Source organism: Halomonas sp. SS10-MC5 (genome assembly GCF_015992245.1).
Taxonomy (GTDB): Bacteria; Pseudomonadota; Gammaproteobacteria; order Pseudomonadales; family Halomonadaceae; genus Halomonas; species Halomonas sulfidoxydans.
Genome location: NZ_CP065435.1, coordinates 1,945,746 through 1,970,837 on the forward strand (window position 1 = coordinate 1,945,746; position 25,092 = coordinate 1,970,837).

Below are 25,092 nucleotides of genomic sequence, written 5' to 3' on the forward strand. Positions count from 1 at the left end.
TCACTGTTGCTTGAGGCCGAGGTTTTCCAGGGTCTCGCCGATGGCCTGGGTCTCCTGCTCCAGGCGCTCGCGCAGGGCTTCGCCACGCACCAGGTTGAGGGTTTCGCCCTGGGCGGCGAGGAATTCCTGGAACTCCGGGTGCTCCACGGCGCGGGCCACGGCATCGGCGACCGCTTCGGCGCGCTCTTCGTCCATGCCTTCGGGGCCCAGCATCATGCGCCAGAGCACGGTCTCGAGCTCGGGATGGCCCAGGGCGGCGAGGCCGGATGCCTGGGGCAGGGCTTCGTTGTCATCGGCGGAGGTCACCAGCAGGCACTTGGCCTGGCCTTCCTCGACATAGGGCAGCACCGGTGTGATGGAGCCGCCGTAGATGTCGACGTGGCCACCGAGGAAGTTCTGCAGGGTCTCGCCGGCACCGCCGAAGGGAATCGGGCGGGCGGTGATGTCGTAGGCTTCGAAGATCCGCTCCGCCGCCAGGCGCATGGTGCCGCCGACGCCATCGTTGCCATAGGTGTACTTGCCGGGGTTGGCTTGCAGTTCGGCAAGGAACTCCTCGCCGCTCTCGGCGGGGAAGTCGGGCGCGACGCAGAGGGTGTAGGCGCTCTGCGAGGTACTGGTGATGGGGGTCAGCGTCTCGTAGGAGTACTGCACGCGCTGCATGTGCGGCACCGTGGTGATGGGGCTGTTCCAGGTGGAAAGCAGGGTATAGCCATCGGGCCGCGCCCGGGAGAACTGGTTGACGCCGATGGCGCCGCCGCCGCCTGCCACGTTGAGCACGGCGACGGGCTGGCCCAGCTCCTCCTCGAGGTACTGGTTGAGCATGCGCGCCACGTTGTCGGTGCCGCCGCCCGCCGGTGCCGGCACGATGAGCTCGATGGGGCGGTCGGGATAGTCGGCCATGGCCGGGGTGAAGGCAAGGGCCGATACGGTAGCGGTGGTGAGGAGCAGCGTGGTTTTCATCTGTCGAACCTGTCGTTGGAGTCGTTGGGACATGGGGGCGGGCATCGAGGCCCGCTTCAGGCGTTTTGTTCGCCGAGGGTGACGCGATAGCGGAAACGCTCGGGTCGGCCATGCACGAGTCGATACTCGATGACGCGGCCCATGGGGTTGCGCGCGATGCGCTCGATGACGGCAACCGGCGAATTGGCAGGCAGCTCCAGGTGCCTGGCGCTTGCCTGGGTGGCGGTGCCGAACGAAAGCTCATCCGTCGCCGACGTGATGAGAATCCCGAATTCCTGAAGGAAGACGGGGTAGAGCAGCGGTCCCATGTCCTTGGGATCGAGCGCCAGCAGCCCTTCGAAATCGGGCAGGCGCAGGTAAACCTCCTCGAACAGCATCGGTTCGCCGGACCACAGGCGAACGCGCTCGAGCTTGATGCAGCGCGTCGCCTCCGGCTCGCCGAAGGCCAGCCGGACCTCGGCAGGCGTTTCAACCTCCTCACGGCTGAGAATGCGGCTCTCCGGAATCATGGAGCCGTCGGGATCGTCGGCATCGTGCACATGGAAGAAGCGGAACAGGTCGGCGCGAAACGCCGGCTGCTTGACGAAGGTGCCGGTGCCGCGGCGCCGCTCCAGCAGGCCTTCGTCCACGAGCTGCTTCAGCGCCATGCGCATGGTGGCCAGCGCCACGCCGTACTCCTCGGCCAGGCGGTTCTCCGAGGGGATCGTGTCGCCCGGCGACCACTCCCCATTGGCGATCCGCGACGCCAACTGGTCGCGCAGCCGGGCATAGAGGGGAAGGCGCCCGTCGGCTTGGGGCATGCGCAGTGCACACATGGCTTCGATCTCCTGGATTCGCTGTCTTGTTGCTGTCACTAAAGACCAGTGTATACTTCTAGTCAACCGATTCTCTAGAGAACTAGACTTAAGTCTAGGTGAGACGCCCTTGAGTATTCGGCCACGGGCCTGGCGGGTGGGAAAGCTGGGGGTGAGGACGTCGGTGAGGAAAGTCGGTGAGAAAAGCGGGTGAGGAAACCAGAGTGAAGCAAGGGTTCGACTGTCACGCCCACGTCTATCCGCAGGTGGATGAGGTCAAGGGCTCCAACTATCGTCCGTCGCGGCCGGCGCCGCTGCATGAGTGGCAGGCACATCTGGAGGCATGCGAGCTTCGCGGTGGCGTGCTGGTGCAGCCGAGCTTTCTCGGCCACGACAACCGTGAGCTGTTGCGGATCCTCGGCGAACTGGGGGGGAACTACCGCGGAGTGGTGCAGCTTCCCAAGGAGGCCAGCCTGACCGAGATGCGCCAGCTCGATGCGGCCGGCATCGTCGGCGTGCGCTGGAACCTGATCGAACGGCGCCACGAACTTCCCGACCTGGAGGATCCGCAATGGATCGATTTCCTCGACCGGCTGAAGGCGCTGGACTGGCACCTGGAGCTGCACCTCGAGGGGGATCGCCTGCCCGAACTCTTCCCCGCGCTGCACGAGCACGGCGTCACCCTGGTGATCGATCACCTGGGGCTGCCCGTCGAGGCCGCCCCCGCCGACGATGCCGGTTTCCGCCTGTTGCTGGAAGCCGGCCGGTACGGCCGCACCTGGGTCAAGCTGTCGGGGCCTTATCGTTCCCCGGTGCGCGACCTGCGACCCCATGTGGGCGAGCTGCTGAACGAGCTGGGGCGCGAGCGGCTGGTGTGGGGCAGCGACTGGCCCTGGACCCGTCATGAAGGCAAGCATAGCTATCGCGATACCGTCGACTGGCTGGCCGACTGGGTCGGCGACGATGACCGGCGCGTGATCCTGAACGATTCCCCGCGAGAGCTGTTTCGCCTCGATTGACGCAAACCCGATGGTCAAGCCCGGCAGGCAGAGGCCCGGACCACTGTCGCAAGCGTCTGGGCCTCTGCGCTTCGTCGAAGTTCAGGCGAAGCTGCCGTGGCGATGGCCGGCCCTGGCCAGCCATCCGGCCAGGTGAAGGCTGAGATCGCGGGCGTCGTCGTCGGCGCCGTGGATGGCGCCCGACTTGCGCCGCCGCATGAAGGGCAGGCCCATGGCGTAGAGGCCCGGCGCCACCACGCCGCCGTCGTGCCGCAGGCGTCCGCGGGCATCGAATACCGGTGCGTCCAGCCAGCTGAAGTCAGGCTTGAAGCCGGTGGCCCACAGCACCGTGCGGATTTCGCCGCCGGCCAGGTCGAGCCCGAGGCAGGGTCGCTGCGGCACGCGGGTGGGCGGCAGGGGTTCCGGGGCGGGCAGGGCATCGTGCCAGTCGTGGGCAATGGCCCAGGCATCCAGGTTCTCGAGCAGCCGCACCAGCTTGAGGTCTGCCGCCGTGGCGTGCATGGCCAGCGAGCCCGAGAACTGCAGCCGGGTGCCGGCCAGGCCCGCCAGACGGCCGACCAGACGAACGCCACGCTCGCTCAGGGCGTTGAGGTCCAGGTCCTGCGGCTCGACGCTGCCCAGCAGCTGCGGTGAGGGCTGGCGCCGGGCGCGGGCCAGGTCGTCCACCTCGTCAAAGCGCTGGTCGAGCATCCCGGCGTGCTCCAGCCACCACTGGATGTCGCGGCCGCGGTAGCACCGTGGCATGCGCAGGTGCTCGCCCACGGCCAGCGTCACGGGTCGCCCGCTGCGCTGGATCTCGTCGGCCAGCTGCACGCCGGTGGCCGAGGCGCCCACCACCAGCACGCCGCCCGGCGGCAACTGCTCCGGGCGACGATACGCATGGGGCGTGAGGCTTTCGACCCAGGGCGGCAGGGCTGCGGCCATGGCGGGCACGGCGGGAAGCTGGCAGGCGCCGGTGGCGATCACCACCGCCCGGCAGCGCCAGTCGCCCCGGTCGGTCACTACCCGGTAGCCGCCGTCCGCCGGCCAGACCGTTTTCACTACGGTGCCGGTATGCAGCGGGGCCGAGAGGCCCCGTGCATAGTCGTCGAGAAAGGCGATCAGCTCCGCCATGCCCATGAAGCCTTCCGGCTCCGGCCCGGCATAGGCCTGGCCGGGCAGCCGGCATTGCCAGTTGGGCGTGAGCAGGCGCAGCGACTCCCAGCGTTCGTTGCGCCAGGCGTTGGCCACCTCGCCGCGCTCCAGGAGAACGTGGTCGATGCCGCGCTGCGCCAGGTGGTGGCTCATGGCAAGCCCCGCGTGTCCCGCGCCGATGACCACGGAGGTCACGACGCGGGCCGGGCGATGCAGCGGGCGTTGATGCCCTGCGCTCATTTCACCGCCACCTTCACGTGGGTCGGGTTGGTGAGCAGGTCGTAGACCGCCGAGCGCTTCTGCGACTGGGCCACCAGCGCCTCGATATCGGCGCGACTGGCATCGGCGTCGATCTCGAACATCACGCGGATGTCGTCGAAGCCGTTGCGCACGTCGGGGTCCATGCCGAGGATGCCCTGGATGTCCATGTCGCCTTCCACCGTGGCCTTGACCGAGCGCAGCTGGATGCCGCGATGCTGGGCCACGGCGGCCACGCCGGCGGTGAGGCAGGCGGCCAGGCCGACCAGCACGTACTCCACCGGGGTGGGGCCGTGATCCTCGGCGGCGAACACCTCGGGGTGATCCGCCTCGAAGGTGGAGCGTGAGCGGTGCCGCTGGGTTTCGCCCAGGCCATGGAAGTCCTCGACGGCGATGCGGCTATGGGTGCCACGGACCCAGTCGCAGTGGGCGCGCCAGGTGAAACGGGCGGCGGCGGGGGCCTGGGACAGCGCCTCGCGGGCGCCCAGCAGGGCGGTGACGTTGACGCCGTTGTCGATCGGTTGGGTGGCGGTGTGCATCTAGACTCTCCTCGTATTGTTTTGTCTCGTCATGGATTGACCGTCAGCGGTCAATGGCGAGATTCGACGCGCTTGGTGTGAGTCAGCGTGGGAGAGGGCGTGGTTTTTCAGGCCGCCGGCGTGGAATCCACCTCGGGTGCGATGCGCCGGAAGGCCCAGATGCGGGTGACCGGCATGCCGGCCTGATGCTGGGCCAGGCGTACCGATTCGGCATCCGGGGCGTGGTAGAGACAGAGCATGCGCTGCCGGTCGAGCGAGAAGAAGGTGCGCAGGAAGCGCACCTGGTGATTGTTCAGGCACGCCGCCCCGGCATCCTCCAGGGCCTGGATCGCCTCGAAGGTCACCGGGGCCGCGAAGTGGCGCTCCACCATCACGCTGGCGGCCGCCAGCGCTGCGGGTCTCAAGGCGGGGGCATCGTACACCCTGCCGGCCCACAGTGAGCTGACGTCGGCGCCGGCCTGGCGCAGGCCGATGCGCGCCGATTCCACGTCGGGCGCCCGGAAGTGACAGACCAGGCGGCGTCCGTCCCGTGCCAGCAGGCTCTCTTCCCAGCGAATCCGATGCAGGTCGAAACAGGGCAGGGCCGCTTCGCTCAGCGAGCGCACGCGCTGCGGTTCGAGGGGGCGGTCGAAGCCGCGCTCGAGGATGACGTCGGTCATGCCTCGTCCTCGGCTTCGGGTTGTGCCAGCAGTGCCAGCCAGCGTCGCCGGGCCCAGCCGGCAACGGGGCCCCGTGCCAGCGTTTCGGCGGCCTGGGCATGCTGTCGCCAGGCCGGTGTGTCGCCAAGGCGTCGGGCACATTCGGCCAGCAGGGCATGGGCCAGCAGTTGCTCGCTGCGCCGCTCCAGCACCCTGGCGTGTTCGAGGGCCTCGCCGGCCCGCTGCCTGGCGCTGTCGGCTCGTCCCCTGATCAGGTCGAGCCGCGCCGCCTGGAGCAGCAGCACGGCCAGGCGATGGCGGGCATCGGCATGACGCAGGGTGACGAGTGCCACGCCGAAGGAGTCGGGATCATCTGCCAGCGCGTAGTGGCACAGGGCCTCGGCGGCGACGGCATAGGGCGCCTCGCTGCCGTCGCGCAGGCGCCCGCCGAGTTCGCGTAGCTGGTGACAGCGCTCCCGGGCCTGTGCGTAGTCGTCCCGCTCGAAATCCATCAGCAGCAGCATCTCCTGGGCCTGGAACTCGCCCAGCCGGTCGCCCATGGCCTTGCACAGGGTGCGGGCCTCCTTGAAGTAGCTCTCTGCCTTGTCGAGACGATCCTCATGCAGGCTGAGCAGGCCCTGGGCCAGGGGAATGGCCGGGTGGCCGATATGCTGCTGGATGGCCAGCTTGCGCGCCTGGGCGAGCAGCTCGCCCGCCTGGTTCAGGTCGCGCTCCAGCATGGCCAGGCAGCGGGCGGTCTCGGCCATGGCGATGACCTGCTCGCGGCCTTCGCCGCAGCGGGTCGCGCGTTCCGCCTGCAGGGTCTGCTCATGGGCGTCGCGCCACTGGCCGTGGGCCCAGCGAATATGGCTGGCCAACTGGAAGCCGAGGCGCGCGTGGGCCAGAGCACCGTGCTCCAGGGCCTGCTCGGCCAGGGCCACGACCTCGCCGGCCCCGGCCTCCCAGTCCGCCATGGGGGCGGCGCTGTAGAGAAGGTCGTGGAGCTCCAGGGCCAGGCAGACGCGTCGGGTGCCGGTCATGTCGTCGGTCAAGACCAGGCCCCGCTGGGCATAATGCTGGGCCTCTTGATTGGCGAAAATGCGCAGACAGTAGCGGCCGGCTTCGATCATGGCCCGGACGGCCAATTCGAGGTCGCCGCTGGCATGGGCGTGGTGCGCCAGGCTAGCGGCCTGGCGCATGTCGTTGAGTGGCCTTTCGGCCAGCCATTCGGCAATGCGCCGATGCATGGCCTGGCGACGTGCCGGCGTGATCGCCTGGTAGAGCTCGCTCGCCAATTCGCCGTGCGTGAAGCGCAGCCCCTGGCTGCCGCTGGTGAGCCAGTGGTGCCGTTCGGCCACTTCCAGCGCCATGCCGACACGGTTGGTGTCGAACCCCGAGACCTGGCCCAGGGTGGCGGGATCGGGTTCCGGGGCGAGCAGCGCGGCCCAGCGCATCACCTCCAGGGTGTCGCCCTTGAGGGCCGAAGAGGGCGTCTGGGCGGCGGGGGGCGTTGCCGCCACGAAAGGGTCGGCGCCTCTCGTCGACGGGGTCGGGGGAAGCCTGGTCTCGCGCCAGGCGCGCAGCAGCTGGCCGTTGAGCGGCAGACCCGCCTCGCGGATGAGCCTCACCCCAAGCTGCAGCTGATGCTCGGCCTCGCGAGGGCGGTGCAGCGCCAGCAGCAGGTGCACCAGCCGTGCGCGAGCCGTTTCGTCGAAGGGGGTGAGGCGCACCCAGGCGTGGGCGTGAGGCAGGGCGCGTTCGGGCGTGTCGGCGAGCCGCTCGACCAGGGTCGTGAGCAAGGCCGTCTGGGCACGCATGGCGGCTTCCCGCTCGGCCAGGCACCAGCCGTGGAAATCGGGGAACCGATCCAGCTCCAGGCCCTCCAGGAACGGGCCGCGGTAGCGAGCCGCAGCGCGTTCGAGCGCGGCGATGTCGGCCTGTGCCAAGCCGGCGCTGCACAGCGCATGCAGGCCAACCGCGTCGATGTCGATGTCGGCGGTGTCCAGGCCCACGCCGAGCCGATCGGCCCTGAGCCGGGTTCGGCCGGGGGAGTCCACCAGGCGGCGCAGCTTCGACAGGCTCCAGCGCAGCGAGCCGCGTGGGTCGTCGGGCAGCTCCCAGAGCAGGTCGCACAGGTGTTCGCGGCTCAGGGAGCGGGTATGAAGCGCCAGGTAGGCGAGCAGGGCTCGGGTCTTGCGGGAGGGCGGCAGCGCCAAGACCTGCCCGTCCCGAAGCACTTCGAGATCGCCGAGCAGGTTGAGGGTCAGCGCGTTCATGTCAGGACCCGGTGGGATAACGCTAGCAGTATAGTCTGCGACCCCGTCGGGCTGGCCGCCCATTTTTCTACGCCCCCGACAGCAAAAAACCACGCTGGCTTCCACGCCCGCTTCCTCGCCGGGAGGCGACCCTTGCGGCATACCCAACCGAGGAGCCACCCATGTCCCGCCATGCCAGTATCCTGGAAACCATTGGCCGCACCCCGCTGGTGCGGCTTGCCCGGCTCGCGCCGCCGGACGTCAACCTGTACGTGAAGGTGGAGGCTTTCAATCCCATGGGCTCGGTGAAGGATCGCATGGCCCTGGCCGTGATCGAGGCGGCCGAGCGCAGCGGTGCCCTGCGACCGGGACAGACGGTGATCGAGGCCACCAGCGGCAATACCGGGATCGGCCTGGCCATGGTGTGCGCGCGCAAGGGCTACCCGCTGGTCGTGACCATGGCCGAGAGCTTCAGCCTGGAGCGCCGGCGTCTGCTGCGCTTCCTCGGCGCCCGTGTCGTGCTCACGCCGGCCTCGGAGAAGGGCAGCGGCATGCTGGCCAAGGCGATCGAGCTGGCCGAGGCCCACGGCTACTTCCTGTGCCGCCAGTTCGAGAACGAGGCCAACGCCGAGGTGCACAGCCGCACCACGGCGCGGGAGATCCTCGATGACATGCAGGGCGAGTCGATTCACGCCTGGGTGACCGGCTTCGGCACCGGCGGCACGCTCAAGGGGGTCTCCCGGGTGCTGAAGGCCGCCGATCCGACGACCCGGGTGGTCGTTGCCGAACCCGACAATGCCCCGCTGCTGGGCAGCGGCGAAGTCCAGCCGCAAGGCGCCAGCCATCCGCGCTTCCGCCCGCACCTGATGCAGGGCTGGAGCCCGGACTTCATCTCGCCGTTGACCCAGCAGGCGGTGGCCGCCGGGATGGTGGACGAGGTGGTGCCGGTGGCGGGAGAGGAGGCGCTGCGCCTGGCTCGCGAGCTGGCGCGCAAGGAGGGCATCTTCGTCGGCATCTCGGCCGGTGCGACCCTGGCCGCGGCGCTGCAGGTGGCGCGGCGGGCACCGGCCGGCAGCCATGTCGTCTGCATGCTGCCCGATACCGGCGAGCGCTATCAGTCCACCCCACTGTTCGAGGGCATCGCGGATGAGATGAACGAGGAGGAGCTGGCGCTGTCGCGCTCCACGCCCGGTTACCGTTTCGACGCGCCCGCGCCCGTCGCCCAGCCGCCTGCCATAGCGCGCCTTGATACCGCCCAGCAGGCAGCGAGCGATGTCGAGGCCGAGCGACGGCTCGACGCCTGCCTGGCCCAGGCGCCGGTGGTGATGTTCTCCCTGGCCTGGTGCGAATTCTGCTGGGCGGCGCGCAAGCTGTTCGAGCGCCTGGGCGTCGACGTACTGAGCGTGGATCTCGACTCACCGGCCTGCCAGGCCGACGACATGGGCGTGCGCCTGCGCCCGGTGCTGGCGCGGCGCACGGGGGCGCCGACCATTCCGCAGATCTTCATCGGCGGCAAGCCGCTCGGCGGCTGTGGCGAACTGTTCGAGGCATGGGCCGACGGTAGCCTCGGCGAACGCCTCGCAGCGTGCGGGGTGGCTTACGATGGTGAGGCGAGAATCGCCCCCGACCTCCTGCTGCCGGCCTGGCTACACCCACGCTCCACCACCGCCTGACGGAGAGACGCACATGAGCTATATCGAGACGATTGACCCGGAGCGGGCCGAAGGCGAGGTCAGGGAGATGTACCAGCGCCAGCAGGCGCATTTCGGCTACCTGCCCAACTATGCCCGGGTGTTCTGCCATCGCCCCGAGGTGATGAACCGCTGGGCGGCGCTGATTGCGGCCATCCGTCGCCCGATGGATGCGCGCCGCTACGAGCTGGCGACCCTCGCCGCCGCCCGCGCGCTGGGCAACACCTACTGCTCGCTGGCGCATGCCAAGGCGCTTTCCGAGCTGCTCGGCATGGACGAGACGCAGGCCATGGTGGCGGGTGGGGCGGGGCCTCTCGACGAGGCCGAGCGCAGCATGATGGCCTTTGCCGCCAAGGTGGCCTGCCGCGCCCAGGAGGTCGGCGCCGAGGATATCGATGCGCTGCGGGCGCACGGTTTCGGCGACGATGAGATCTTCGACATCGTCGCGGTGGTGGCGGGCCGCGCCTTCTTCACGCGCATCCTCGACGGCCTTGGCACCGAGGCCGATGCCGCCTTCCGCGAGCTTCCGCCTGGGCTGGTGGCGCCGCTCAGCGTGGGCAGGCCGATCGCCTCGACCTGACGCCGCCTCGCTATTTCTCGGACAGGTCGGGCATGTTGCGCGTGCGCGCCACGCCCGGCAGGCGCCGGCGCAAGGCGGCCTTGCCCATCATGTGGGCGCTGACCGGGGCGGTGGCGAACAGGAATATCGTCACCAGCGCCTCCTGGACCGAGACGCCATGATGCTGGTGGCTGAAGTAGATCAGCGAGCCGATCAGGATGCAGCCGACCCCCAGGGTACTGGCCTTGGTCGGGCCGTGGAGGCGGGTGTAGAAGTCGGGCAACTTGGCCAGCCCCCAGGAGCCGATCAGTGCCACCAGCGCACCGAACAGCAGAAAGGTGGCGACGACGACCTGCAGGTATCCCGGCATGTCGATGACGATCATTCGATGACATCCCCTCGTAGCAGGTACTTGCTCATGGCCACGGTGCTGACGAAGCCCATCAGTGCGATCAGCAGGGCCAGCTCGAACAGCACGCCGAGCCCCATCCGCATGTCCGCCAGCACGATCAGCGCGATGCTGTTGATCATCAGCGTGTCCAGCGCCAGGATGCGGTCGACGATGTCCGGCCCGACGGCCAGGCGGTAGAGGTTGAGCAGGGCGGCGATGGCGAAGAGGGTCATGGCGATGGTGATGACGGTAATCATCGGAAGATCTCCTCGAGTGGCCGTTCGTAGCGCTCACGAATGGTGGCGATGGCCTCGGCCTCGTCCTCCAGGTGCAGGGCATGCACCAGCAGGGTACGGGCCTTGGCATCGTGATGGATCGAGACGGTGCCGGGCGTCAGCGAGATGGTGCTGGCCAGGATGGTGATGGCGAAGTCGTCATCCAGCGCCAGCGGATAGACGAAGAACCCCGGCTGCAGGTACCGGGTGGGGCGCAGGATGCGCAGCGCCACCACCAGGTTGGAGCGCAGGATGTCCACCAGCAGCACCAGCAGGTAGCGCAGCAGCGGCAGGGGGCGCTTGATTTTCGCCTCCTCGGGCCAGAAGGCGTGGGTGACGAAGGGGATCGCCACGCCCAGGGCCACCCCCAGCAGGGCGTGGGCCACGCTGAAGTCGTTGACCATCAGCAGCCACAGCAGCGCCAGGAACAGCGAGAACAGCGGGTGCGGCAGCCAGAACTGCCAGGAGCGGAACGACGAGGGCGTCATGGTGCCACCTCCCGAGTCGCTGCGCCGGCTTCCGGCAACACGGCGGCGATGTAGGCCTGCGGGTCGAGCAGCTGTAGCGCGGTCAGTTCAAGATAGCCCATCACCGGCTCGCCGAACGCCGCCAGCAAGCCGTTGAGGCCGACCATGCCGGTCACCAGCGCCAGCGGGCCGCGTTCGAGCGGGTATGGCCTGGCCATGTCGCCGGGGCGCCAGAACCAGCTGCTGCCGGTGCGACTGACGGCGATCAGGGTCAGCAGCGCGGCGCCCAGCAGTACCCACCACAGCCACAGTCCGCGGGGCTCCTGTGCACTGGCCTGCAGAATCCATGCCTTGCTGACGAAACCGCCGAACGGCGGCAGGCCGACCATGGCGATACCCGCGATGAAGAACAGGCTCCCCAGCAGCCAGCGATGGCCGATGGGGCCGATCGCCGAGAAGCGGTCGTAGCCCGTTTCACGCTGGCGGCCCAGCAGGTCGGCCAGCAGGAAGAAGACGGCGGTCATGCCGGTACTGTGGATCAGGTAGAAGAGGGCGGCGCCGAGGGTTGCCGGGGTGACGAAGCTGATGGTGGCCAGCAGGGTGCCCACCGACAGGATCACCAGGTACGCCGTCAGCGTGCGCAGGCTGTTCGAACCCAGCACGCCGACGCCGCCGAGTGCCAGGGTCAGCAGCGCCAGCGGCCACAGCCAGCGCCAGGCGGTCGCGTTGACCGGCGCCTCGCCCAGCGCGAAGACCAGCAAGAAGACCCGCAGGATGGCATATACCCCGACCTTGGTCATGATGGCGAAGAGCGCGGCGACCGGCGCGCTGGAAGCCGAGTAGGCACGGGGCAGCCAGAACAGCAGCGGCAGGATGGCGGCCTTGATGCCGAACACCACCAGCAGGATCAGGCTGGCGGCGGCGAGCAGCGGGGCATCCTCCGCCGGCGCCTCGGCCACGCGCAGGGCCAGGTCGGCCATGTTGAGCGTGCCGGTGAGGCCATAGAGCGTGCCCAGGGCGATCAGGAACAGCGCGGAGCCTGCCAGGTTGATGACCACGTAGTGCAGACCCGCGCGGCTGCGGGCGCGGCCGCCGCCGTGGAGCAGCAGGGCGTAGGAGGCGATCAGCAGGATCTCGAAGAACACGAAGAGGTTGAACAGATCGCCGGTCAGGAAGGCACCGTTGAGCCCGGCCAGCTGGAACTGGAAGAGCGCGTGGAAGTGCGGCCCGCGCTTGTCGGTGCCGCTGCTGGCGTAGAGCAGGCAGCAGAACCCCAGCACGGCGGTCAGCGCCAGCATGATGGCCGAGAGCCGGTCGAGGACCAGTACGATGCCGAAGGGCGCGGGCCAGTCGCCGGCGTGGTAGAGGTAGTGCTCCCCGGAACCGGCCATGGCCAGGCCCCACACGCCCAGCATCACCAGGCCCAGGGTGCTGGCGATGCCCACCCGGCGCTGCACGCCGAAGGGCAGCCGGTAGAGCAGCAGCTGGCCCGCCCCGGTGATCAGCGGCAGCAGGATCGGCAGGATCAGGGTGTGGTTCATGCGCGGTCCTCGTCCGGGTTCTCGCCGTCGACGTGGTCGTTGCGCAGCTCCACCGCCGCCTTGAGCGCCAGCACCACCACGAAGGCGGTCATGGCGAAGCCGATGACGATGGCGGTGAGTACCAGGGCCTGGGGCAGCGGATCCGCCGCGCGTTCGCCGAGGCCGACGATGGCCGGCGCGCCGGCGACCAGGCGACCCGAGGCGAACAGGTAGAGGTTGACCGCATGCGAGAGCAGCGTGAGCCCCAGGATGACCGTGAAGGTGCGCGCCCGCAGCAGCAGGTAGACACCGCAGGTGGTCAGCACGCCCAGCGTTATCGCATAGAGCAGTTCCATCAGCCGATTTCCTTGCCGGGGCCGGCCACGGTCATCAGCTTGCCGAGGTTGGCCAGGATCAGCAGGGTCGCCCCGACCACGGTGGCGTAGACCCCAAGGTCGAAGAGCATGGCGGTGGCCAGCTCGACGTCGCCGAGCAGCGGCAGGTGCACGTGGCCATGGGCCGAAGTGAGGAACGGGTAGCCCAGCAGCCAGCTGCCGAGGCCGGTGGTCACGGCGATCAGGATGCCGGCCCCGATCAGCGGGCGGAAGGCGGTCAGCATGCGTTCCTGGGCCCACACCAACCCGCCTGCCATGTACTGCAGCGTCAACGCCACGGCAGTGATCAGCCCGGCGATGAAGCCGCCGCCGGGCAGGTTGTGGCCGCGCAGGAAGATGTAGGCCGAGACCAGCAGGGCGATCGGCAGCACCAGCCTGGCCACGGTGATCAGCATGATCGGGTGCGGTTCGGCGACCCAGTGCGCGGGGTTGGTGTCGACCACCCGCTCCTTGAGCTGCAGGTCGCGGGTGAAGGCGAACACCGCCACCGCCGCGATGCCCAGCACGGTGATCTCGCCCAGGGTATCGAAGCCGCGGAAGTCCACCAGGATCACGTTGACCACGTTGGTGCCGCCGCCCCCCGGCAGGCTGTTGGTGAGGAAGAAGTCGGAGATGCTCTGTTGCGGCCGGGTCAGGATGGCGAAGCTGAAGGCGGCCACGCCGCCGCCCATCAGGCCGGCGATGGCAAGATCCCGCCCCATTCGGAGGCGCGAGGATTCCCGGGGCGACTGCTGGGGCAGGAAGGAGAGCGCCAGCATCATGATCACCACCGCCATCACCTCGACCATCAGTTGGGTCAGGGCCAGATCCGGCGCCGAGAAGCGCGCGAAGGCGACGGTAACCAGCAGCCCGGTCACCCCGAGCAGCAGCAGGGCCGGCAGGCGAAGGTGGTGGAACACCACCACGCCGAGGGCCGCCAGGCAGAGCAGGATGGCGGCCAGCACGGTCAGCGGGTCGAGGGGCGCCAGCGCCACGCCGCCGTGCCAGCGCGCCACGCCGAGCAGCTCCACGCCGACCAGCACGACGACGGTCACCATGATGAAGATCAGGTAGCGCTGCTGCGACCCGTTCTCGAGCTGGAACACGCGCTGCTGCGATAGCGTGATGGTGCGCAGCATGATCCAGTCGAAGATCTCCTTGGCGTCCACCTCGGGCAGCCGCGCATGGAGGCGGAACAGCGGGTCGCGGATGTGGTAGAAGAGCGCGCCGCCCGCCAGCGCCACGAGGCTCATGAACATGGGCAGGGAGCCCCCCAGCGCCGCGAAGTCGTAGGCGGGAAGGTCGGCCTGGCGAGAGGCCTCGAACGCCGGCTGGACCAGTGTCGCGTTGAGCCCTGTCGGCGCCAGGCCCGCGTAGAGCGTGGCCAGGGCCAGCAGGGCAATGGGCGTCAGCGCCGCCGCGCGGGGCTCCCTGGGCGGCCAGACGGGCAGGTCGATGGGTCTGCCGTTGAAGTAGACGTTGTGGAAGATGCGAATCGAGTAGGCCACCGAGAACAGCCCGGCCAGGGTCACCCAGGCGGGGATCGCCACGGTCGCCCAGCCGGGCGTTGCCACCAGCAGGCTCTCGCCGAACAGCATCTTCTTGCTCAGGTAGCCGCTCATCAACGGCAGGCCGGCCATGGCCGCGGCGGGGATCGCCGACAGGGCCATCAGCCACGGCATGAAGCGCCACATGCCGTTGATGTGGCGCATGTCACGGGTGCCGGTGGCGCGGCTAACGTAGCCCGCCATCATGAACAGCGGCGCCTTGAACAACGCGTGGCACACCAGGTGAAAGAGCGCCGCGGCCACCGCCATGGGCGTACCCAGGCCCAGCAGCAGCATGATCATGCCCAGGTGGGAGACCGTGGAGTAGGCCAGCAGCCCCTTCATGTCATGCATGAACATGGCCACGAAGGCACCCACCATCAGCGTCACTATGCCGGTCAGGGTGACCAGGTGGAACCACAGTTCGGATTCCGCCAGGGCGGGATGCAGCCGGGCGAGCAGGAACAGCCCCGCCTTGACCATGGTGGCGCTGTGCAGATAGGCGGAGACCGGCGTCGGCGCCGTCATGGCGTGGGGCAGCCAGAGATGGAAGGGAAACTGTGCCGACTTGGTGAAGGCCCCGAGCAGGATCAGGTTGAGCATCAGCGCATAATGCTCATGGGCACGGATCCGGTCGCCGGATTCGAGCACCACCGACAGTTCGTAGCTACCGGCCGCCTGACCCAGCAGCACGATGCCGCCCAGCAGCAGCAGCCCGCCGCCACCGGTGATCACCAGCGACATACGCGCGCCCAGCCGGGACGCATGGCGCTCGCTGTGAAAGCCGATCAGCAGGAACGACACCAGGCTGGTCAGTTCCCAGAACACCAGCATGAACAGCAGGTTCTCGGACAGCACGATGCCCAGCATGGCCGCCATGAACAGCAGCACCAGGATGTAGAAGCGCGCGGCCGAGGCGCTGCCCTCGAAGTAGTAGCGTGCGTAGAGCAGGATCAAACCGCCGATGCCAGTGATCAGCAGGGCGAACAGCAGGCCTAGGCCGTCGAGACGAAATGCCACGTCGAGCCCCAGCGAGGGCAGCCAGGTCAGGGTATGAACGATCGTTTCGCCGCTCGAGACCCGCGGCAGCCAGCCCAGCAGCAGGGCGAAGCTCGAGACGGCAGGCAAGGCGGCGAGAGTCGCCAGCTGCCGGGACGTGCCGCCCCGGCGAAGAGCGGGAAGCCAGGCGCCCAGCAGGGGTAGCAGGACGACGAGGGCAAGGGCCATGCGGGCGCTTGCGGCTAACGTCGTAAAGCGGGCTGGCGGCTGGGTTCCTCCAGGCGCCGACAGGAAGGCGTTGGTTGACTCGGGAATGGGTGTGGATACGGGTGGATGGATTCTCGCATGACGCCCCCTGAAGCCGTGAAGATCTTCATCGCATCGCCGCGGCGTCGCCAGTGACGTGCCTGGCGTCGCCTGCCGGAAAATTGCCGTCAACGGCCTTCACTATAGTGGGCTTTGCCGGCCCGTTCCTTGGCTCGTGTCAACGCTGGGCGAGGTTTCCGATGTTCGCGGGCGAGCGCTTGGACAGCTTCGTCTCGACACGCTGCCGGCTTCCTGCCCCGGGGTTCAGCTGGCGGGCTGCTGGTTCGGCGGCATGATGCCCAGCCGCTTCATGCGGCGGTAGATGGTCGGGCGCGACAGCCCCAGTTCCCTGGCCACGGCGCTGACGTTCCATTGGTGTCGGCACAGGGCGCGGTAGAGCAGGTCCTGATGGAGCGCTCGCGCGGATGAACCGGTGGCGGTGGACAGGGCCTGGCCCTGGCTGGCACCGGGGTGGGCCAACTGACCATGCACGCACTCCTCGGGCAGGTCGCCGACGACGACCTCGTCCCCATCGCAGGTGGCCAGCGCGTAGTGCAGCGCGTTGTGCAGCTCGCGAATGTTGCCGGGCCAGGGATAGGCGAGCAGGGCGCTCATGGCGTCGCCGCGCAGGCGCACCCGCGAACCGCGCTGCTCGTTCAGCTCGGCGAAGATCTGCCGGATCAGGTAGCCCTTGTCGGCGCGTTCGCGCAGCGGCGGCAGTCGCAGGCTGGCGCCGTTGAGACGATAGAAGAGGTCCTCGCGGAAGCGCCCGGCCTGGATCAGCTCGCGCAGGTCGCGGTGGGTGGCGGCCACTACCCTCAGGTCCACCTTGATCGGCCGGCTGGCGCCGATGGGCAATACCTCCTGCTCGGCCAGCACCCGCAACAGACGGGTCTGCAGCTGCAGCGGCATGTCGCCGATCTCGTCGAGGAACAGCGTGCCGCCGTCGGCCTGCACGATCAGCCCCTTCATTCCCTTGCTGCGCGCCCCGGTGAAGCTGCCCGGTTCGTGGCCGAACAGCTCGCTCTCGATCAGCGACTCCGGCATGGCGGCGCAGTTGATCGCCACGAATGGCTTGTCGCGGCGCCGGCTCGAGTCGTGCAGGGCGCGGGCCATGCGCTCCTTGCCGGTACCGGTCTCGCCCATCACCAGGATGTTGATCGGCTCGTTGCGCAGGCGCGCGGCCCGGGTCAGGGTGTCGCGCATGCTCGGGTCGTCCTCGGCCAGCGCCTCGAGCGGGGCCAGGCTGGAGTCGCGGGGCAGCGAGCGATTGGCGCCGGGGCGCCGGGGCGGCTCGATCAGGGTGGCGAAGTGGATCTCGCGGTGGCGCCGGGTGTGAAAGGCTTGTACCCGGTCATCGCTGTGCTGGGGGATGGCGAGTACCTCGCTGACTTCGCCGTCGAGCAGGTCGCGAATGTTCCAGGCCTGGAAGGGGCGTGCCTCGCCGGCCTCGGGCAGCGGCAGGCCGTGATGGCGCAGCAGCTTGCGCCCCGCCGTGTTGGCGGCCACCAGGGTGCCGTCCTCCTCCATGGCCAGCAGGTAGCGGCGATTGATCTGCACGAACTCCCGCGAGCGATCCAGGCAGACGATATGGCGGTCGCCATAGCGCTGCAGGAAGTAGGCATCCTCGATCATCCTGGCGGTGGTCTTGACCAACTGCAGGGCGAAGGTCTGCGACTCCTTGGCGGAGGGCGAGCGATAGGCGGAGATGTCGAGTACCGCCAGCAGCTGGCCGTGGGGATCGAAGACCGGTGCCGCGGTGCAGGTGAGCTGGATGTGGTGGGCACTGAAGTGGTCGCTGTGATGGCAGGTCAGGGCGGTGCGCTCGTGGATGCAGGTGCCCACGGCGCAGGTCCCGGCATGGGATTCGCTCCAGTCCGATCCCAGGTAGAGGCCGGTGCGCTGATGCTCGCGCTGGTCGCTCTTGGCGCCGAGGAACTGCACCGCGATGCCGCGGGCATCGGTCAGCAGTACCACGTAGCTCAGCGGCGCGACCTGGCGATAGAGCTGCTCGACTCCGGCCCGGGCCACCTGGAGCAGGGCATCGGCCTGGTCCTGGTGTTCGCGCAAGGTGGCGCCGGGCACGTAGCGGGCGGGCGTGGGACGGGCCGGATCGAGGCCATAGCGATCGATGCAGCGACGCCATGAGCGGGCAATGATGCCGGCTTCGTTTTGCGCCGGCGTTCTCGCCTCGGTGTCGGCAACGGTGCGCAATATCGTGTCGATATGCTGGCGCTGGTGGTGTGTCGTGAGCGGTGTCGTGGACATGGCGGAGCCTTGGCGTGGCATGTCGTTGTCGTTATGCCTTCAAGGTAAGGGTCGCCAACCCGGCGCGAGATACGACCTTCGTCGAGCGCTTTACACCTGTAACGCATGCGTACGCCCTCCGTGTAACGCGACTGTCATGCGGCGCGTTCCGGACATGCTCCGCGATTCCTCCGATATTGCTTTTCCTACAACGAGTTACTCGTGTTCTGGGCGGTTCTGGCATGGAAGCTGCCCGGTAGGAGGTGAGCTCGCCGCGTCGGCGTGGCCATTGCCCAACAACAACCGAGGACTCGCACCATGCAATCTGCCACCGGGACGACGCTCAGCCGTCGTCGTTTCCTCACCCTGACCGGCGCCCTGGCCGCCGGCAGCCTGGCGCTCAGCGCCTCGACGCTGTGGCCGCGCTGGGCGCGCGCCGAGCCCGAGCTGGCCACCCGGCTGCTGCGCCTGGGGCGCGACATCTATCCCCACGAAGCGATCGCGGATCGCTACTACCTGGCGCCGCTCACGCCGCTGCTGGAGGAGCAACGTGAGCTGATCGCCGCCGGGCTCGACGACCTGGACCGCCGTGCGCGGGCGGCCCATGGCCGGGATTACGCCGCCGTCGACAGCGCCGCCGAGCGCGAGGCGCTGCTGCGCCAGATCGAGGATGGCGAGTTCTTCCAGGCCGTGCGCAACACCCTGGTAGTGGGGCTCTACGACACGCCCGAGCTGTGGCAAGCCCACTTCGGCTACGAGGGCTCCTCGTGGGAGCAGGGCGGCTATGTCGGCCGCGGCTACAACGATCTGGTGATCGACTGGCTGTGACGCCGGCACGCCGCTCACCACAACAACAAACGCTGCAATGAGGAGACACGCCATGAGTACCCGATTCGAGCATGACGACGACGGGGTGGTGGTGATCATCGGCTCCGGTGCCGGCGGCGGCACCCTGGCCCACGCCCTGGCCCGCAAGGGCATCAAGAGCGTGGTGCTGGAAGCCGGCAAGCGCTACGCCCTGGAGGATATCGAGAACGACGAGTGGGCCATGTTCGAGAAGATCTCCTGGCTCGACGAGCGCATTACCGCCGGCCCGCGCCAGTTGACCGAGACCTTTCCCAACCTGCCGGCCTGGATCGTCAAGGGCGTGGGCGGCAGCACCATCCACTGGGCCGGGGTAGCGCTGCGCTTCCAGCCCCACGAGTTCCGCCTGCACAGCGAGGTGGGCGACATCGCCGGCGCCAACCTGCTGGACTGGCCCATCTCCTATGAGGAGCTCGAACCCTACTACGTCCAGGCCGAGCGGCACATGGGCGTGACCGGCGAGGCCTCGGGCATGCCGCTGCACGACTGGAACAACAACTTCATGGTGCTGGCCGAGGGGGCCAGGCGGGTGGGCTACGAGAAGCTGCGCGCCGGGCCCATGGCGATCAACACCCGGCCCTACGACGACCGCCCCCAGTGCATGCAGGCGGGCTTCTGCATGCAGGGCTGCCGCTTCGGCGCCAAGTGGTCGACGATGTATACCGACATTCCCCGCGCCGAGGCCACCGGCTACTGCGAAGTCCGCCCCAACGCCATGGCGCTCACCATCGAGCACGACGAGCGCGGCCGGGTCAACGCCGTGGTCTATGCCGACGCCGAGGGCAAACTGCAGCGCCAGCGGGCGCGGGCGGTCTGCGTGGCGGGCAACTCCATCGAGTCGCCGCGGCTGCTGCTCAACTCCCACTCCGCGCTGTTCCCGGATGGCCTGGCCAACTCCTCCGGCCAGGTGGGGCGCAACTACATGACCCACGCCACCGCCTGCGTGTTCGCCGAGATGCCCAAGCCGGTGAACATGCACCGCGGCACCACCTTCGCCGGGATCATCTCCGACGAGGCACGGCTCGACCGCTCACGCGGCTTCGTCGGCGGCTACACCCTGGAGGTGATGTCGCTCGGCCTGCCGTTCTTCGCCAAGTTCATGGACCCGGCCAACGGCGGCTGGGGGCGCGACTACGCCGCCATCCTCGAAAAATACGACCACCTTTCGGGGGTGTGGATCTGCGGCGAGGACCTGCCCATGGAGGAGAACGGCATCACCCTCCACGACAGCCGCAAGGATCAGTACGGCCTGCCGGTGCCCATCGTCTACAAGGGCGATCATCCCAACGACGAGGCCCTGCGCCGCCACGGCCAGCAGCAGGCACGGAGCTGCTACGACGCGGTGGGCGCGGTGCGGGTGTTCGATGTGCCCGACTTCCCTACCAGCCACAACGTGGGTACCAACCGCATGAGCGCGCGCCCCGAGGACGGCGTGGTGAACCAGTGGGGGCAGGCCCACGACATCGACAACCTGTTTGTCTCCGACGGCAGCCAGTTCACCTCCAGCGGCGCCGAGAACCCCACCCTGACCATCGTCGCCCTGGCCCTGCGCCAGGCCGACCACATCGCCGAGCGCATGTCGCGCGGCGAACTCTGACAGGAGCCATCCCATGCAACCGACAGCCGACCAGCGGCGCTGGATGTACCGCCACATGGTGCTCAGCCGCTACCTCGAGGAGCGCATCGAGGCGCTCTACATGGAGGGCAAGACCCCGGTCTTCAACATGGCCAAGGGGCCGATTCCCGGCGAGATGCACCTCTCCAACGGCCAGGAGCCCTGCGCCGTGGGGGTGTGTGCCCATCTCTCGGCCGACGACATCGTCACCGCTACCCACCGGCCGCACCACATCGCCGTGGCCAAGGGCGTCGACCTCGACGCCATGGTCGCCGAGATCTTCGGCAAGGCCACCGGGCTCGCCGGCGGGCGCGGCGGCCACATGCACCTGTTCGACGCCGCGGTGAACTTCTCCTGCTCCGGCATCATCGGCGAAGGGCTGGGGCCCGCGGTGGGCGCCGCACTGTCGCGCAAGCTGCAGGGCAAGCCGGGCGTGGCGGTGGCCTTCATGGGCGAGGGGGCGGCCAACCAGGGCGCCTTCCACGAAGCGCTCAACCTCGCCGCGGTATGGCAACTGCCGGTGGTGTTCGTCATCGAGGACAACGCCTGGGGCATCTCCGTGGCTAAGCAAGCTTCTACCGCAGTGCCGCGCAACGACCTGCGCGCCGCCGCCTACGGCATCCCCGGCCACTACGTGGCCGACAACGACGTGGAGGGCGTCTTTGCCGCGGCGGGCGAGGCCATCGCCCGCGCCCGCGAAGGGCAGGGGCCGAGCCTGATCGAGATCGAGACCGCGCGGCTCGCCGGCCACTTCATGGGCGACGGCGAGGACTACCGGCCCAAGGGCGAGAAGGAAGGGCTCCAGGCCCGCGATCCGATCCCGCGCTACCGCCAGGCGCTGCTCGACGCCGGCGTGCTCGACGAAACCGGCGACGTCGCGCTGGTGGCCGAGGCCCACGCGCGGGTCGAAGCGGCCATTCGCTTCGCCCAGCAGAGCGAGTTCCTGCCGCCCGAGGCGGCGCTCGAGCAGGTCTTCGTCGAATCGGGAGAACAGCAATGACTACTGTTACCAAGAGCGCCACCCGCAAGCTGACCATCGCCCGGGCCATGGCCGAGGCCACCGCCCAGGAGATGCGGGCCGATCCGCGGGTCTTCGTCATGGGCGAGGACGTCGGCCCGCTGGGCGGCGTGTTCGGCAACACCCGCGGGCTGTTCGACGAGTTCGGTCCCGAGCGGGTGCGCGACACGCCCATCTCCGAGACCGCCTTCATCGGTGCCGCGGTGGGGGCCGCCTCCGATGGCATGCGCCCCATCGTCGAGCTGATGTTCGTCGACTTCTTCGGCGTGTGCATGGACGCCATCTACAACCTGATGGCCAAGAACACCTACTTCTCCGGCGGCAAGGTCAAGGTGCCGATGGTGTTGATGACCTCTACCGGCGGCGGCTACTCGGACGCCGGCCAGCACTCCCAGTGCCTCTACGGCACCTTCGCTCACCTGCCCGGCATGAAGGTGGTGGTGCCGAGCAACGCCTTCGATGCCAAGGGGCTGATGACCGCCGCCATCCGCGACGACAACCCGGTGGTGTTCATGTACCACAAGGCGCTGCAGGGCATGGGCTGGCTGGGCACCGAGAAGGGCGCCACCGTGCCGGTGCCGGAGGCGCCCTATTCGGTCGAGATCGGCCGGGCCGCCGTGGTGCGCGAGGGCCACGACGTGACCCTGGTCAGCCTCGGGGTGGGGGTGCACCACTGCCTGCGTGCGGCCAAGGCGCTGGAGGAGGAGGGCTTCTCCGCCGAGGTGGTCGACCTGCGTAGCCTGGTGCCGCTGGACCGCGATACCGTGCGGGCGTCCGTCGCCAGAACCGGTCGCCTGATCGTGGTCGACGAGGACTACCACAGCTACGGGGTCAGCGGCGAGATCATCGCCAGCGTCGCCGAGCACGCCGGCTGCCGGCTCAAGGCCGCACCCAAGCGGGTGGCCTATCCCGACATTCCGATTCCCTTCGCGCCGACCATGGAGCAGTGGGCCCTGCCCAACGCCGACAAGGTCGTCGCGGCCTTCCACCAGATGATGCGAGAGAGTTGAGGAGATGAGCATGACGACCGAAATAGCCGTGCCCGAGGACCTGTGGGAAGGCGATACCGAAGGGGTGATCACCTCCTGGCTGGTGAGCGACGGCGCCGAGGTGGCCCAGGGCGACCTGGTCGCCGAGGTGATGGTGGAGAAGGCCCAGTACGAGATCGAGGCACCGCTCTCGGGCAGGCTCGCCATCGTCAAGGAGGAGGACGAAGTGGTGGCAAAGGGCAGCGTGATCGCCACGCTCGAGAGCTGAGGAGAGTGCTGTGAAACTCACCACGACCCGACACGACGAGACCCGCCCCCCGGGGGCGGGCATACCACCTGCCGCGGCGAAGGAGATCCCGCTGAAGGGCATGCGCGGCATGATCGCGACCAGGATGCAGCAAAGCCTGCAGACCACGGCCCAGTTGACCCACCATGCCAGCGCCGGGCTCTGCGCCCTCGAAGCGCTGCGCTCGCGCTGCCGCGAGCGGGGGCAGGTCGTGCCCTCGCTGCAGGACCTGCTGCTGCGCCTGGTGGTGCAGACCCTGTCCGACTTCCCTGCACTCAATGCCACGCTGGAGGAGAATCGCATCGTCCAGCACGGCGCGGTGCACCTGGGGCTGGCCATACCGCTGCCCGACGACCTGCTGGTGGCGCCGGCACTCTTCGATGCCCAGGAACTGAGCTTGGGCCAGTTGCCCGAGGCACGCCGGACGCTCGTCGAACGGGCCCAGGCCGGCAAGCTTGGCGTGCGCGAACTGACCGGCGCCACCTTCACCGTCTCCAATCTCGGCCGCTCGCGGGTGCACCACTTTACGCCGATACTCAACGTGCCCCAGGTGGCGATTCTCGGCATCGGTGGGATGGAACGGCGCGCCGTGCCATCATCGCAAGGGTGGCGAGAGGAGGCGGTCATCGGCCTGTCGCTCACCTTCGACCATCGCGCCGTCAACGGCGCTCCGGCGGCGGCCTTCCTCGATGCCCTGTGCGAGCGCATCGAGGGGTTGCCGCCCGAGGCGTTCGACAGCGAACTGAGCGTCAACGACGACTAGAGGGAGGAAGCCACATGACGGCGCTTTCGCCTGGATTGGACCGCGCGCTCCAGCGGCTCAGCGTCGAGCAGGGGCTGGCCGCCGAGGAGGCCAGGCTCGATGCGGTCTGTCAGGGCGAGAGCCAGTTCGAACTGCTGGCCTGGCAGCCGCTGGATCGCGCCCTGGTGATGCCGCGCCGCCACGAGCGCACCGAGGGCTTTCCTGCGGCACGCCAGGTCCTGCGCGAACGGGGCTGGCCGATCCTGTTTCGCGCCACGGGCGGCACGCCGGTGCCGCAGTGCCCCGAGGTAGTCAACGTGACCCTGGTGCTGCGCTGTCGCGTGGGCAGCTCCGCGGCCCATCTCGAGTGGGGCTACCATCGCCTTGGCGACCCCTGGTGCGAGTGGCTCACCGCGCTCGGTGCCGCCGACGCCGACCTGGGGTCGGCGCCCGGCGCCTACTGCGACGGTCGCTTCAACGTGCGCATCTGTGGCCGCAAGCTGGTGGGTACCGCCCAGCGCTGGCGACGGGTGCGCGGCTGTCGCGACATGGCGCTGCTGGTCCACGGCGCCATGCAGGTCGGTGGTGATCCGGCCGAACTGGTCGACATCGTCAATGCCTTTCAGGAGGCCATCGACGACCCTCAGCGCTTCCTGCCCGAAAGCCATGTCGCACTCTCTCAGGCGCTGCCGGGTCTGGATGTCGAGTCAGTGCTGCCGGAGCTGCTGCAACGGCTGGCCGATCGGGAGGAGGCAACGTGAGCGAGTACACGGATTCGCTGCGTGACGTATTCGAGCTGTTCGGCCCCATCGCCGCACGGCGCATGTTCGGCGGCCACGGCATCTATCATGATGGCCTGATGTTCGCCCTGGTGGCCGACGAGACGCTCTACCTCAAGGTCGATGAGTACAACCTGGGCGACTTCGAGCGCGCGGGGCTCGAACCGTTCGGCTACGACAAGGGTGGCCGGTTCGTCCGGCTCTCCTACTACCAGGCGCCGGAGGAGCTGTTCGAGGACCGCGAGCTGGCCGCGGCCTGGGCGCGTCGCTCCTTCGAAGCGGCCTTGCGTGCCCAGGCGGGCAAGCGCAAGACGAAACCCTGAGGCTCGGCTTGATACGCCACCGGTTGCCGGTTTCTCGATGCATTGGGCTTCAAGCGTCGGGCGGCCCCTTGAGCTCGAGGGTGTTGCCTTCGGGGTCTTCGAGGTAGAGCGAGGGGCCCGTACCCTCGGCGCCGTAGCGCTGCACGAGTTCGCCGGCCTCGATGTCGTGCGCGGCGAGGTGTCGGCGTATCGCCGCCTCGTCGAAGGGTTCCAGGCGCAGGCAGAAGTGATCTAGGTTGCGCCCCTCGCGGCCCGGGGCGGCGCCGCCACGCTGTCCCAGCGGGCCTTCCACGGGTACCAGGTCGATCAGGCTGCGTCCGGCGCGCAGTTGGATCAGGCCGATCTCATCCTGACGTTTTTCCACCGTGCAGCCCAATACGTCGCAATAGAAGGCGAGCATGGCGTCGGTGTCGCGGATGCGTAGCACCAGATGGTCTATCCCTTGGATGGGCAGCATGGCGTTGCCGGCCTCCTGTCGCTCATCGACCCCGTTCATCGACGCT

Annotated in this window: 25 protein-coding genes; 11 read left to right on the plus strand and 14 right to left on the minus strand. The window is 68.7% G+C overall.

The window, feature by feature from the left end:
- Together I4484_RS09155 and I4484_RS09160 are read right to left on the minus strand one after the other, a co-directional pair.
- Window positions 1-960 carry a tripartite tricarboxylate transporter substrate binding protein gene (locus I4484_RS09155; protein WP_197450641.1) on the minus strand — a complete coding sequence of 320 codons (960 nt, stop codon included), beginning with the start codon at window positions 958-960 and terminating at the stop codon, window positions 1-3.
- A 56-nt stretch (window positions 961-1,016) separates the two neighbouring features.
- Window positions 1,017-1,775 (minus strand): GntR family transcriptional regulator, encoded by a 759-nt coding sequence (locus I4484_RS09160; protein WP_197450642.1) that lies wholly within the window; start codon window positions 1,773-1,775, stop codon window positions 1,017-1,019.
- A gap of 203 nt (window positions 1,776-1,978) precedes the next feature.
- Here I4484_RS09160 and I4484_RS09165 point away from each other — a divergent pair, with 203 nt between their 5' ends.
- The gene (locus tag I4484_RS09165) at window positions 1,979-2,773 is read left to right on the plus strand and encodes an amidohydrolase (RefSeq protein WP_197450643.1); all 795 of its coding nucleotides are present in this window, start codon (window positions 1,979-1,981) and stop codon (window positions 2,771-2,773) included.
- Between the two features lie 81 nt (window positions 2,774-2,854).
- Here the strand turns inward: I4484_RS09165 and I4484_RS09170 are convergent, their stop codons facing one another.
- The 4 genes from I4484_RS09170 to I4484_RS09185 form a co-directional block, all read right to left on the minus strand.
- Window positions 2,855-4,147, minus strand: coding sequence for an NAD(P)/FAD-dependent oxidoreductase (locus I4484_RS09170; RefSeq protein WP_197450644.1), 1,293 nt, complete (start codon window positions 4,145-4,147; stop codon window positions 2,855-2,857).
- On the minus strand, window positions 4,144-4,704 hold the full coding sequence (locus tag I4484_RS09175; protein WP_197450645.1) for an OsmC family protein: 561 nt from the start codon (window positions 4,702-4,704) through the stop codon (window positions 4,144-4,146). Before I4484_RS09175 ends, I4484_RS09170 begins: the two co-directional genes overlap by 4 nt.
- A gap of 107 nt (window positions 4,705-4,811) precedes the next feature.
- Complete coding sequence (locus tag I4484_RS09180; protein WP_197450646.1) at window positions 4,812-5,363, minus strand: DUF4242 domain-containing protein; 552 nt, start codon at window positions 5,361-5,363, stop codon at window positions 4,812-4,814.
- Window positions 5,360-7,618: a hypothetical protein gene (locus I4484_RS09185; protein WP_197450647.1), complete on the minus strand. Its 2,259-nt coding sequence runs from the start codon at window positions 7,616-7,618 to the stop codon at window positions 5,360-5,362. The genes I4484_RS09180 and I4484_RS09185 overlap by 4 nt, the downstream gene beginning before the upstream one ends.
- A gap of 161 nt (window positions 7,619-7,779) precedes the next feature.
- On the opposite strand from I4484_RS09185, the gene cysK reads away from it, so the two are divergent.
- A complete protein-coding gene (gene cysK, locus I4484_RS09190; protein ID WP_197450648.1) occupies window positions 7,780-9,270 on the plus strand; it encodes a cysteine synthase A in 1,491 nt (496 codons plus the stop codon).
- Between the two features lie 13 nt (window positions 9,271-9,283).
- Window positions 9,284-9,868, plus strand: coding sequence for a peroxidase-related enzyme (locus tag I4484_RS09195; protein ID WP_197450649.1), 585 nt, complete (start codon window positions 9,284-9,286; stop codon window positions 9,866-9,868).
- Window positions 9,869-9,878: 10 nt separating this feature from the next.
- Here the strand turns inward: I4484_RS09195 and I4484_RS09200 are convergent, their stop codons facing one another.
- From I4484_RS09200 to I4484_RS09230, 7 genes are all read right to left on the minus strand, one after another.
- On the minus strand, window positions 9,879-10,232 hold the full coding sequence (locus tag I4484_RS09200; RefSeq protein ID WP_234283504.1) for a Na+/H+ antiporter subunit G: 354 nt from the start codon (window positions 10,230-10,232) through the stop codon (window positions 9,879-9,881).
- The gene (locus I4484_RS09205; protein ID WP_197450650.1) at window positions 10,229-10,495 is read right to left on the minus strand and encodes a K+/H+ antiporter subunit F; all 267 of its coding nucleotides are present in this window, start codon (window positions 10,493-10,495) and stop codon (window positions 10,229-10,231) included. The genes I4484_RS09200 and I4484_RS09205 overlap by 4 nt, the downstream gene beginning before the upstream one ends.
- Window positions 10,492-11,001 carry a Na+/H+ antiporter subunit E gene (locus tag I4484_RS09210; RefSeq protein WP_197450651.1) on the minus strand — a complete coding sequence of 170 codons (510 nt, stop codon included), beginning with the start codon at window positions 10,999-11,001 and terminating at the stop codon, window positions 10,492-10,494. Before I4484_RS09210 ends, I4484_RS09205 begins: the two co-directional genes overlap by 4 nt.
- Window positions 10,998-12,521: a monovalent cation/H+ antiporter subunit D gene (locus I4484_RS09215; RefSeq protein WP_197450652.1), complete on the minus strand. Its 1,524-nt coding sequence runs from the start codon at window positions 12,519-12,521 to the stop codon at window positions 10,998-11,000. The genes I4484_RS09210 and I4484_RS09215 overlap by 4 nt, the downstream gene beginning before the upstream one ends.
- Window positions 12,518-12,856: a Na+/H+ antiporter subunit C gene (locus tag I4484_RS09220; protein ID WP_197450653.1), complete on the minus strand. Its 339-nt coding sequence runs from the start codon at window positions 12,854-12,856 to the stop codon at window positions 12,518-12,520. The genes I4484_RS09215 and I4484_RS09220 overlap by 4 nt, the downstream gene beginning before the upstream one ends.
- A complete protein-coding gene (locus I4484_RS09225) occupies window positions 12,856-15,648 on the minus strand; it encodes a monovalent cation/H+ antiporter subunit A (protein ID WP_197450654.1) in 2,793 nt (930 codons plus the stop codon). The genes I4484_RS09220 and I4484_RS09225 overlap by 1 nt, the downstream gene beginning before the upstream one ends.
- 342 nt (window positions 15,649-15,990) lie before the next feature.
- Window positions 15,991-18,015 (minus strand): sigma-54-dependent Fis family transcriptional regulator, encoded by a 2,025-nt coding sequence (locus I4484_RS09230; RefSeq protein WP_234283503.1) that lies wholly within the window; start codon window positions 18,013-18,015, stop codon window positions 15,991-15,993.
- Between the two features lie 276 nt (window positions 18,016-18,291).
- Here I4484_RS09230 and I4484_RS09235 point away from each other — a divergent pair, with 276 nt between their 5' ends.
- Genes I4484_RS09235 through I4484_RS09270 form a run of 8 tightly spaced genes read left to right on the plus strand, consistent with a single transcriptional unit; the run spans window position 18,292 to window position 24,589 of the window.
- Entirely contained in the window at window positions 18,292-18,801 is a 510-nt protein-coding gene (locus I4484_RS09235; protein ID WP_197450655.1) for a gluconate 2-dehydrogenase subunit 3 family protein, read from the plus strand.
- 52 nt (window positions 18,802-18,853) lie between these two features.
- Window positions 18,854-20,434 carry a GMC family oxidoreductase gene (locus I4484_RS09240; protein WP_197450656.1) on the plus strand — a complete coding sequence of 527 codons (1,581 nt, stop codon included), beginning with the start codon at window positions 18,854-18,856 and terminating at the stop codon, window positions 20,432-20,434.
- 13 nt (window positions 20,435-20,447) lie between these two features.
- The gene (locus I4484_RS09245) at window positions 20,448-21,452 is read left to right on the plus strand and encodes a thiamine pyrophosphate-dependent dehydrogenase E1 component subunit alpha (protein WP_197450657.1); all 1,005 of its coding nucleotides are present in this window, start codon (window positions 20,448-20,450) and stop codon (window positions 21,450-21,452) included.
- Window positions 21,449-22,480 (plus strand): alpha-ketoacid dehydrogenase subunit beta, encoded by a 1,032-nt coding sequence (locus I4484_RS09250; RefSeq protein WP_197450658.1) that lies wholly within the window; start codon window positions 21,449-21,451, stop codon window positions 22,478-22,480. Before I4484_RS09245 ends, I4484_RS09250 begins: the two co-directional genes overlap by 4 nt.
- 10 nt (window positions 22,481-22,490) lie before the next feature.
- The gene (locus I4484_RS09255) at window positions 22,491-22,727 is read left to right on the plus strand and encodes a lipoyl domain-containing protein (protein WP_159551539.1); all 237 of its coding nucleotides are present in this window, start codon (window positions 22,491-22,493) and stop codon (window positions 22,725-22,727) included.
- 10 nt (window positions 22,728-22,737) lie between these two features.
- Complete coding sequence (locus I4484_RS09260) at window positions 22,738-23,508, plus strand: 2-oxo acid dehydrogenase subunit E2 (protein ID WP_234283502.1); 771 nt, start codon at window positions 22,738-22,740, stop codon at window positions 23,506-23,508.
- Between the two features lie 14 nt (window positions 23,509-23,522).
- Window positions 23,523-24,248, plus strand: a complete 726-nt coding sequence (locus tag I4484_RS09265; protein ID WP_197450659.1) for a lipoate--protein ligase family protein — start codon at window positions 23,523-23,525, stop codon at window positions 24,246-24,248.
- Window positions 24,245-24,589, plus strand: coding sequence for a TfoX/Sxy family protein (locus I4484_RS09270; protein WP_197450660.1), 345 nt, complete (start codon window positions 24,245-24,247; stop codon window positions 24,587-24,589). Before I4484_RS09265 ends, I4484_RS09270 begins: the two co-directional genes overlap by 4 nt.
- Window positions 24,590-24,638: 49 nt before the next feature.
- On the opposite strand, the gene I4484_RS09275 is transcribed toward I4484_RS09270, so the two are convergent.
- Window positions 24,639-25,085: a VOC family protein gene (locus I4484_RS09275; RefSeq protein ID WP_234283501.1), complete on the minus strand. Its 447-nt coding sequence runs from the start codon at window positions 25,083-25,085 to the stop codon at window positions 24,639-24,641.
- Between the last annotated feature and the right edge of the window lie 7 nt (window positions 25,086-25,092).

Bases quoted from the DNA above. Each gene is read 5' to 3' on its own strand.
- I4484_RS09155 (WP_197450641.1), bottom strand. From the start codon at position 960: ATGAAAACCACGCTGCTCCTCACCACCGCTACCGTATCGGCCCTTGCC.
- I4484_RS09160 (WP_197450642.1), bottom strand. From the start codon at position 1,775: ATGTGTGCACTGCGCATGCCCCAAGCCGACGGGCGCCTTCCCCTCTAT.
- I4484_RS09170 (WP_197450644.1), bottom strand. From the start codon at position 4,147: ATGAGCGCAGGGCATCAACGCCCGCTGCATCGCCCGGCCCGCGTCGTG.
- I4484_RS09175 (WP_197450645.1), bottom strand. From the start codon at position 4,704: ATGCACACCGCCACCCAACCGATCGACAACGGCGTCAACGTCACCGCC.
- I4484_RS09180 (WP_197450646.1), bottom strand. From the start codon at position 5,363: ATGACCGACGTCATCCTCGAGCGCGGCTTCGACCGCCCCCTCGAACCG.
- I4484_RS09185 (WP_197450647.1), bottom strand. From the start codon at position 7,618: ATGAACGCGCTGACCCTCAACCTGCTCGGCGATCTCGAAGTGCTTCGG.
- cysK (WP_197450648.1), top strand. From the start codon at position 7,780: ATGTCCCGCCATGCCAGTATCCTGGAAACCATTGGCCGCACCCCGCTG.
- I4484_RS09195 (WP_197450649.1), top strand. From the start codon at position 9,284: ATGAGCTATATCGAGACGATTGACCCGGAGCGGGCCGAAGGCGAGGTC.
- I4484_RS09200 (WP_234283504.1), bottom strand. From the start codon at position 10,232: ATGATCGTCATCGACATGCCGGGATACCTGCAGGTCGTCGTCGCCACC.
- I4484_RS09205 (WP_197450650.1), bottom strand. From the start codon at position 10,495: ATGATTACCGTCATCACCATCGCCATGACCCTCTTCGCCATCGCCGCC.
- I4484_RS09210 (WP_197450651.1), bottom strand. From the start codon at position 11,001: ATGACGCCCTCGTCGTTCCGCTCCTGGCAGTTCTGGCTGCCGCACCCG.
- I4484_RS09215 (WP_197450652.1), bottom strand. From the start codon at position 12,521: ATGAACCACACCCTGATCCTGCCGATCCTGCTGCCGCTGATCACCGGG.
- I4484_RS09220 (WP_197450653.1), bottom strand. From the start codon at position 12,856: ATGGAACTGCTCTATGCGATAACGCTGGGCGTGCTGACCACCTGCGGT.
- I4484_RS09225 (WP_197450654.1), bottom strand. From the start codon at position 15,648: ATGGCCCTTGCCCTCGTCGTCCTGCTACCCCTGCTGGGCGCCTGGCTT.
- I4484_RS09230 (WP_234283503.1), bottom strand. From the start codon at position 18,015: ATGCCACGCCAAGGCTCCGCCATGTCCACGACACCGCTCACGACACAC.
- I4484_RS09235 (WP_197450655.1), top strand. From the start codon at position 18,292: ATGCAATCTGCCACCGGGACGACGCTCAGCCGTCGTCGTTTCCTCACC.
- I4484_RS09240 (WP_197450656.1), top strand. From the start codon at position 18,854: ATGAGTACCCGATTCGAGCATGACGACGACGGGGTGGTGGTGATCATC.
- I4484_RS09245 (WP_197450657.1), top strand. From the start codon at position 20,448: ATGCAACCGACAGCCGACCAGCGGCGCTGGATGTACCGCCACATGGTG.
- I4484_RS09250 (WP_197450658.1), top strand. From the start codon at position 21,449: ATGACTACTGTTACCAAGAGCGCCACCCGCAAGCTGACCATCGCCCGG.
- I4484_RS09255 (WP_159551539.1), top strand. From the start codon at position 22,491: ATGACGACCGAAATAGCCGTGCCCGAGGACCTGTGGGAAGGCGATACC.
- I4484_RS09265 (WP_197450659.1), top strand. From the start codon at position 23,523: ATGACGGCGCTTTCGCCTGGATTGGACCGCGCGCTCCAGCGGCTCAGC.
- I4484_RS09275 (WP_234283501.1), bottom strand. From the start codon at position 25,085: ATGAACGGGGTCGATGAGCGACAGGAGGCCGGCAACGCCATGCTGCCC.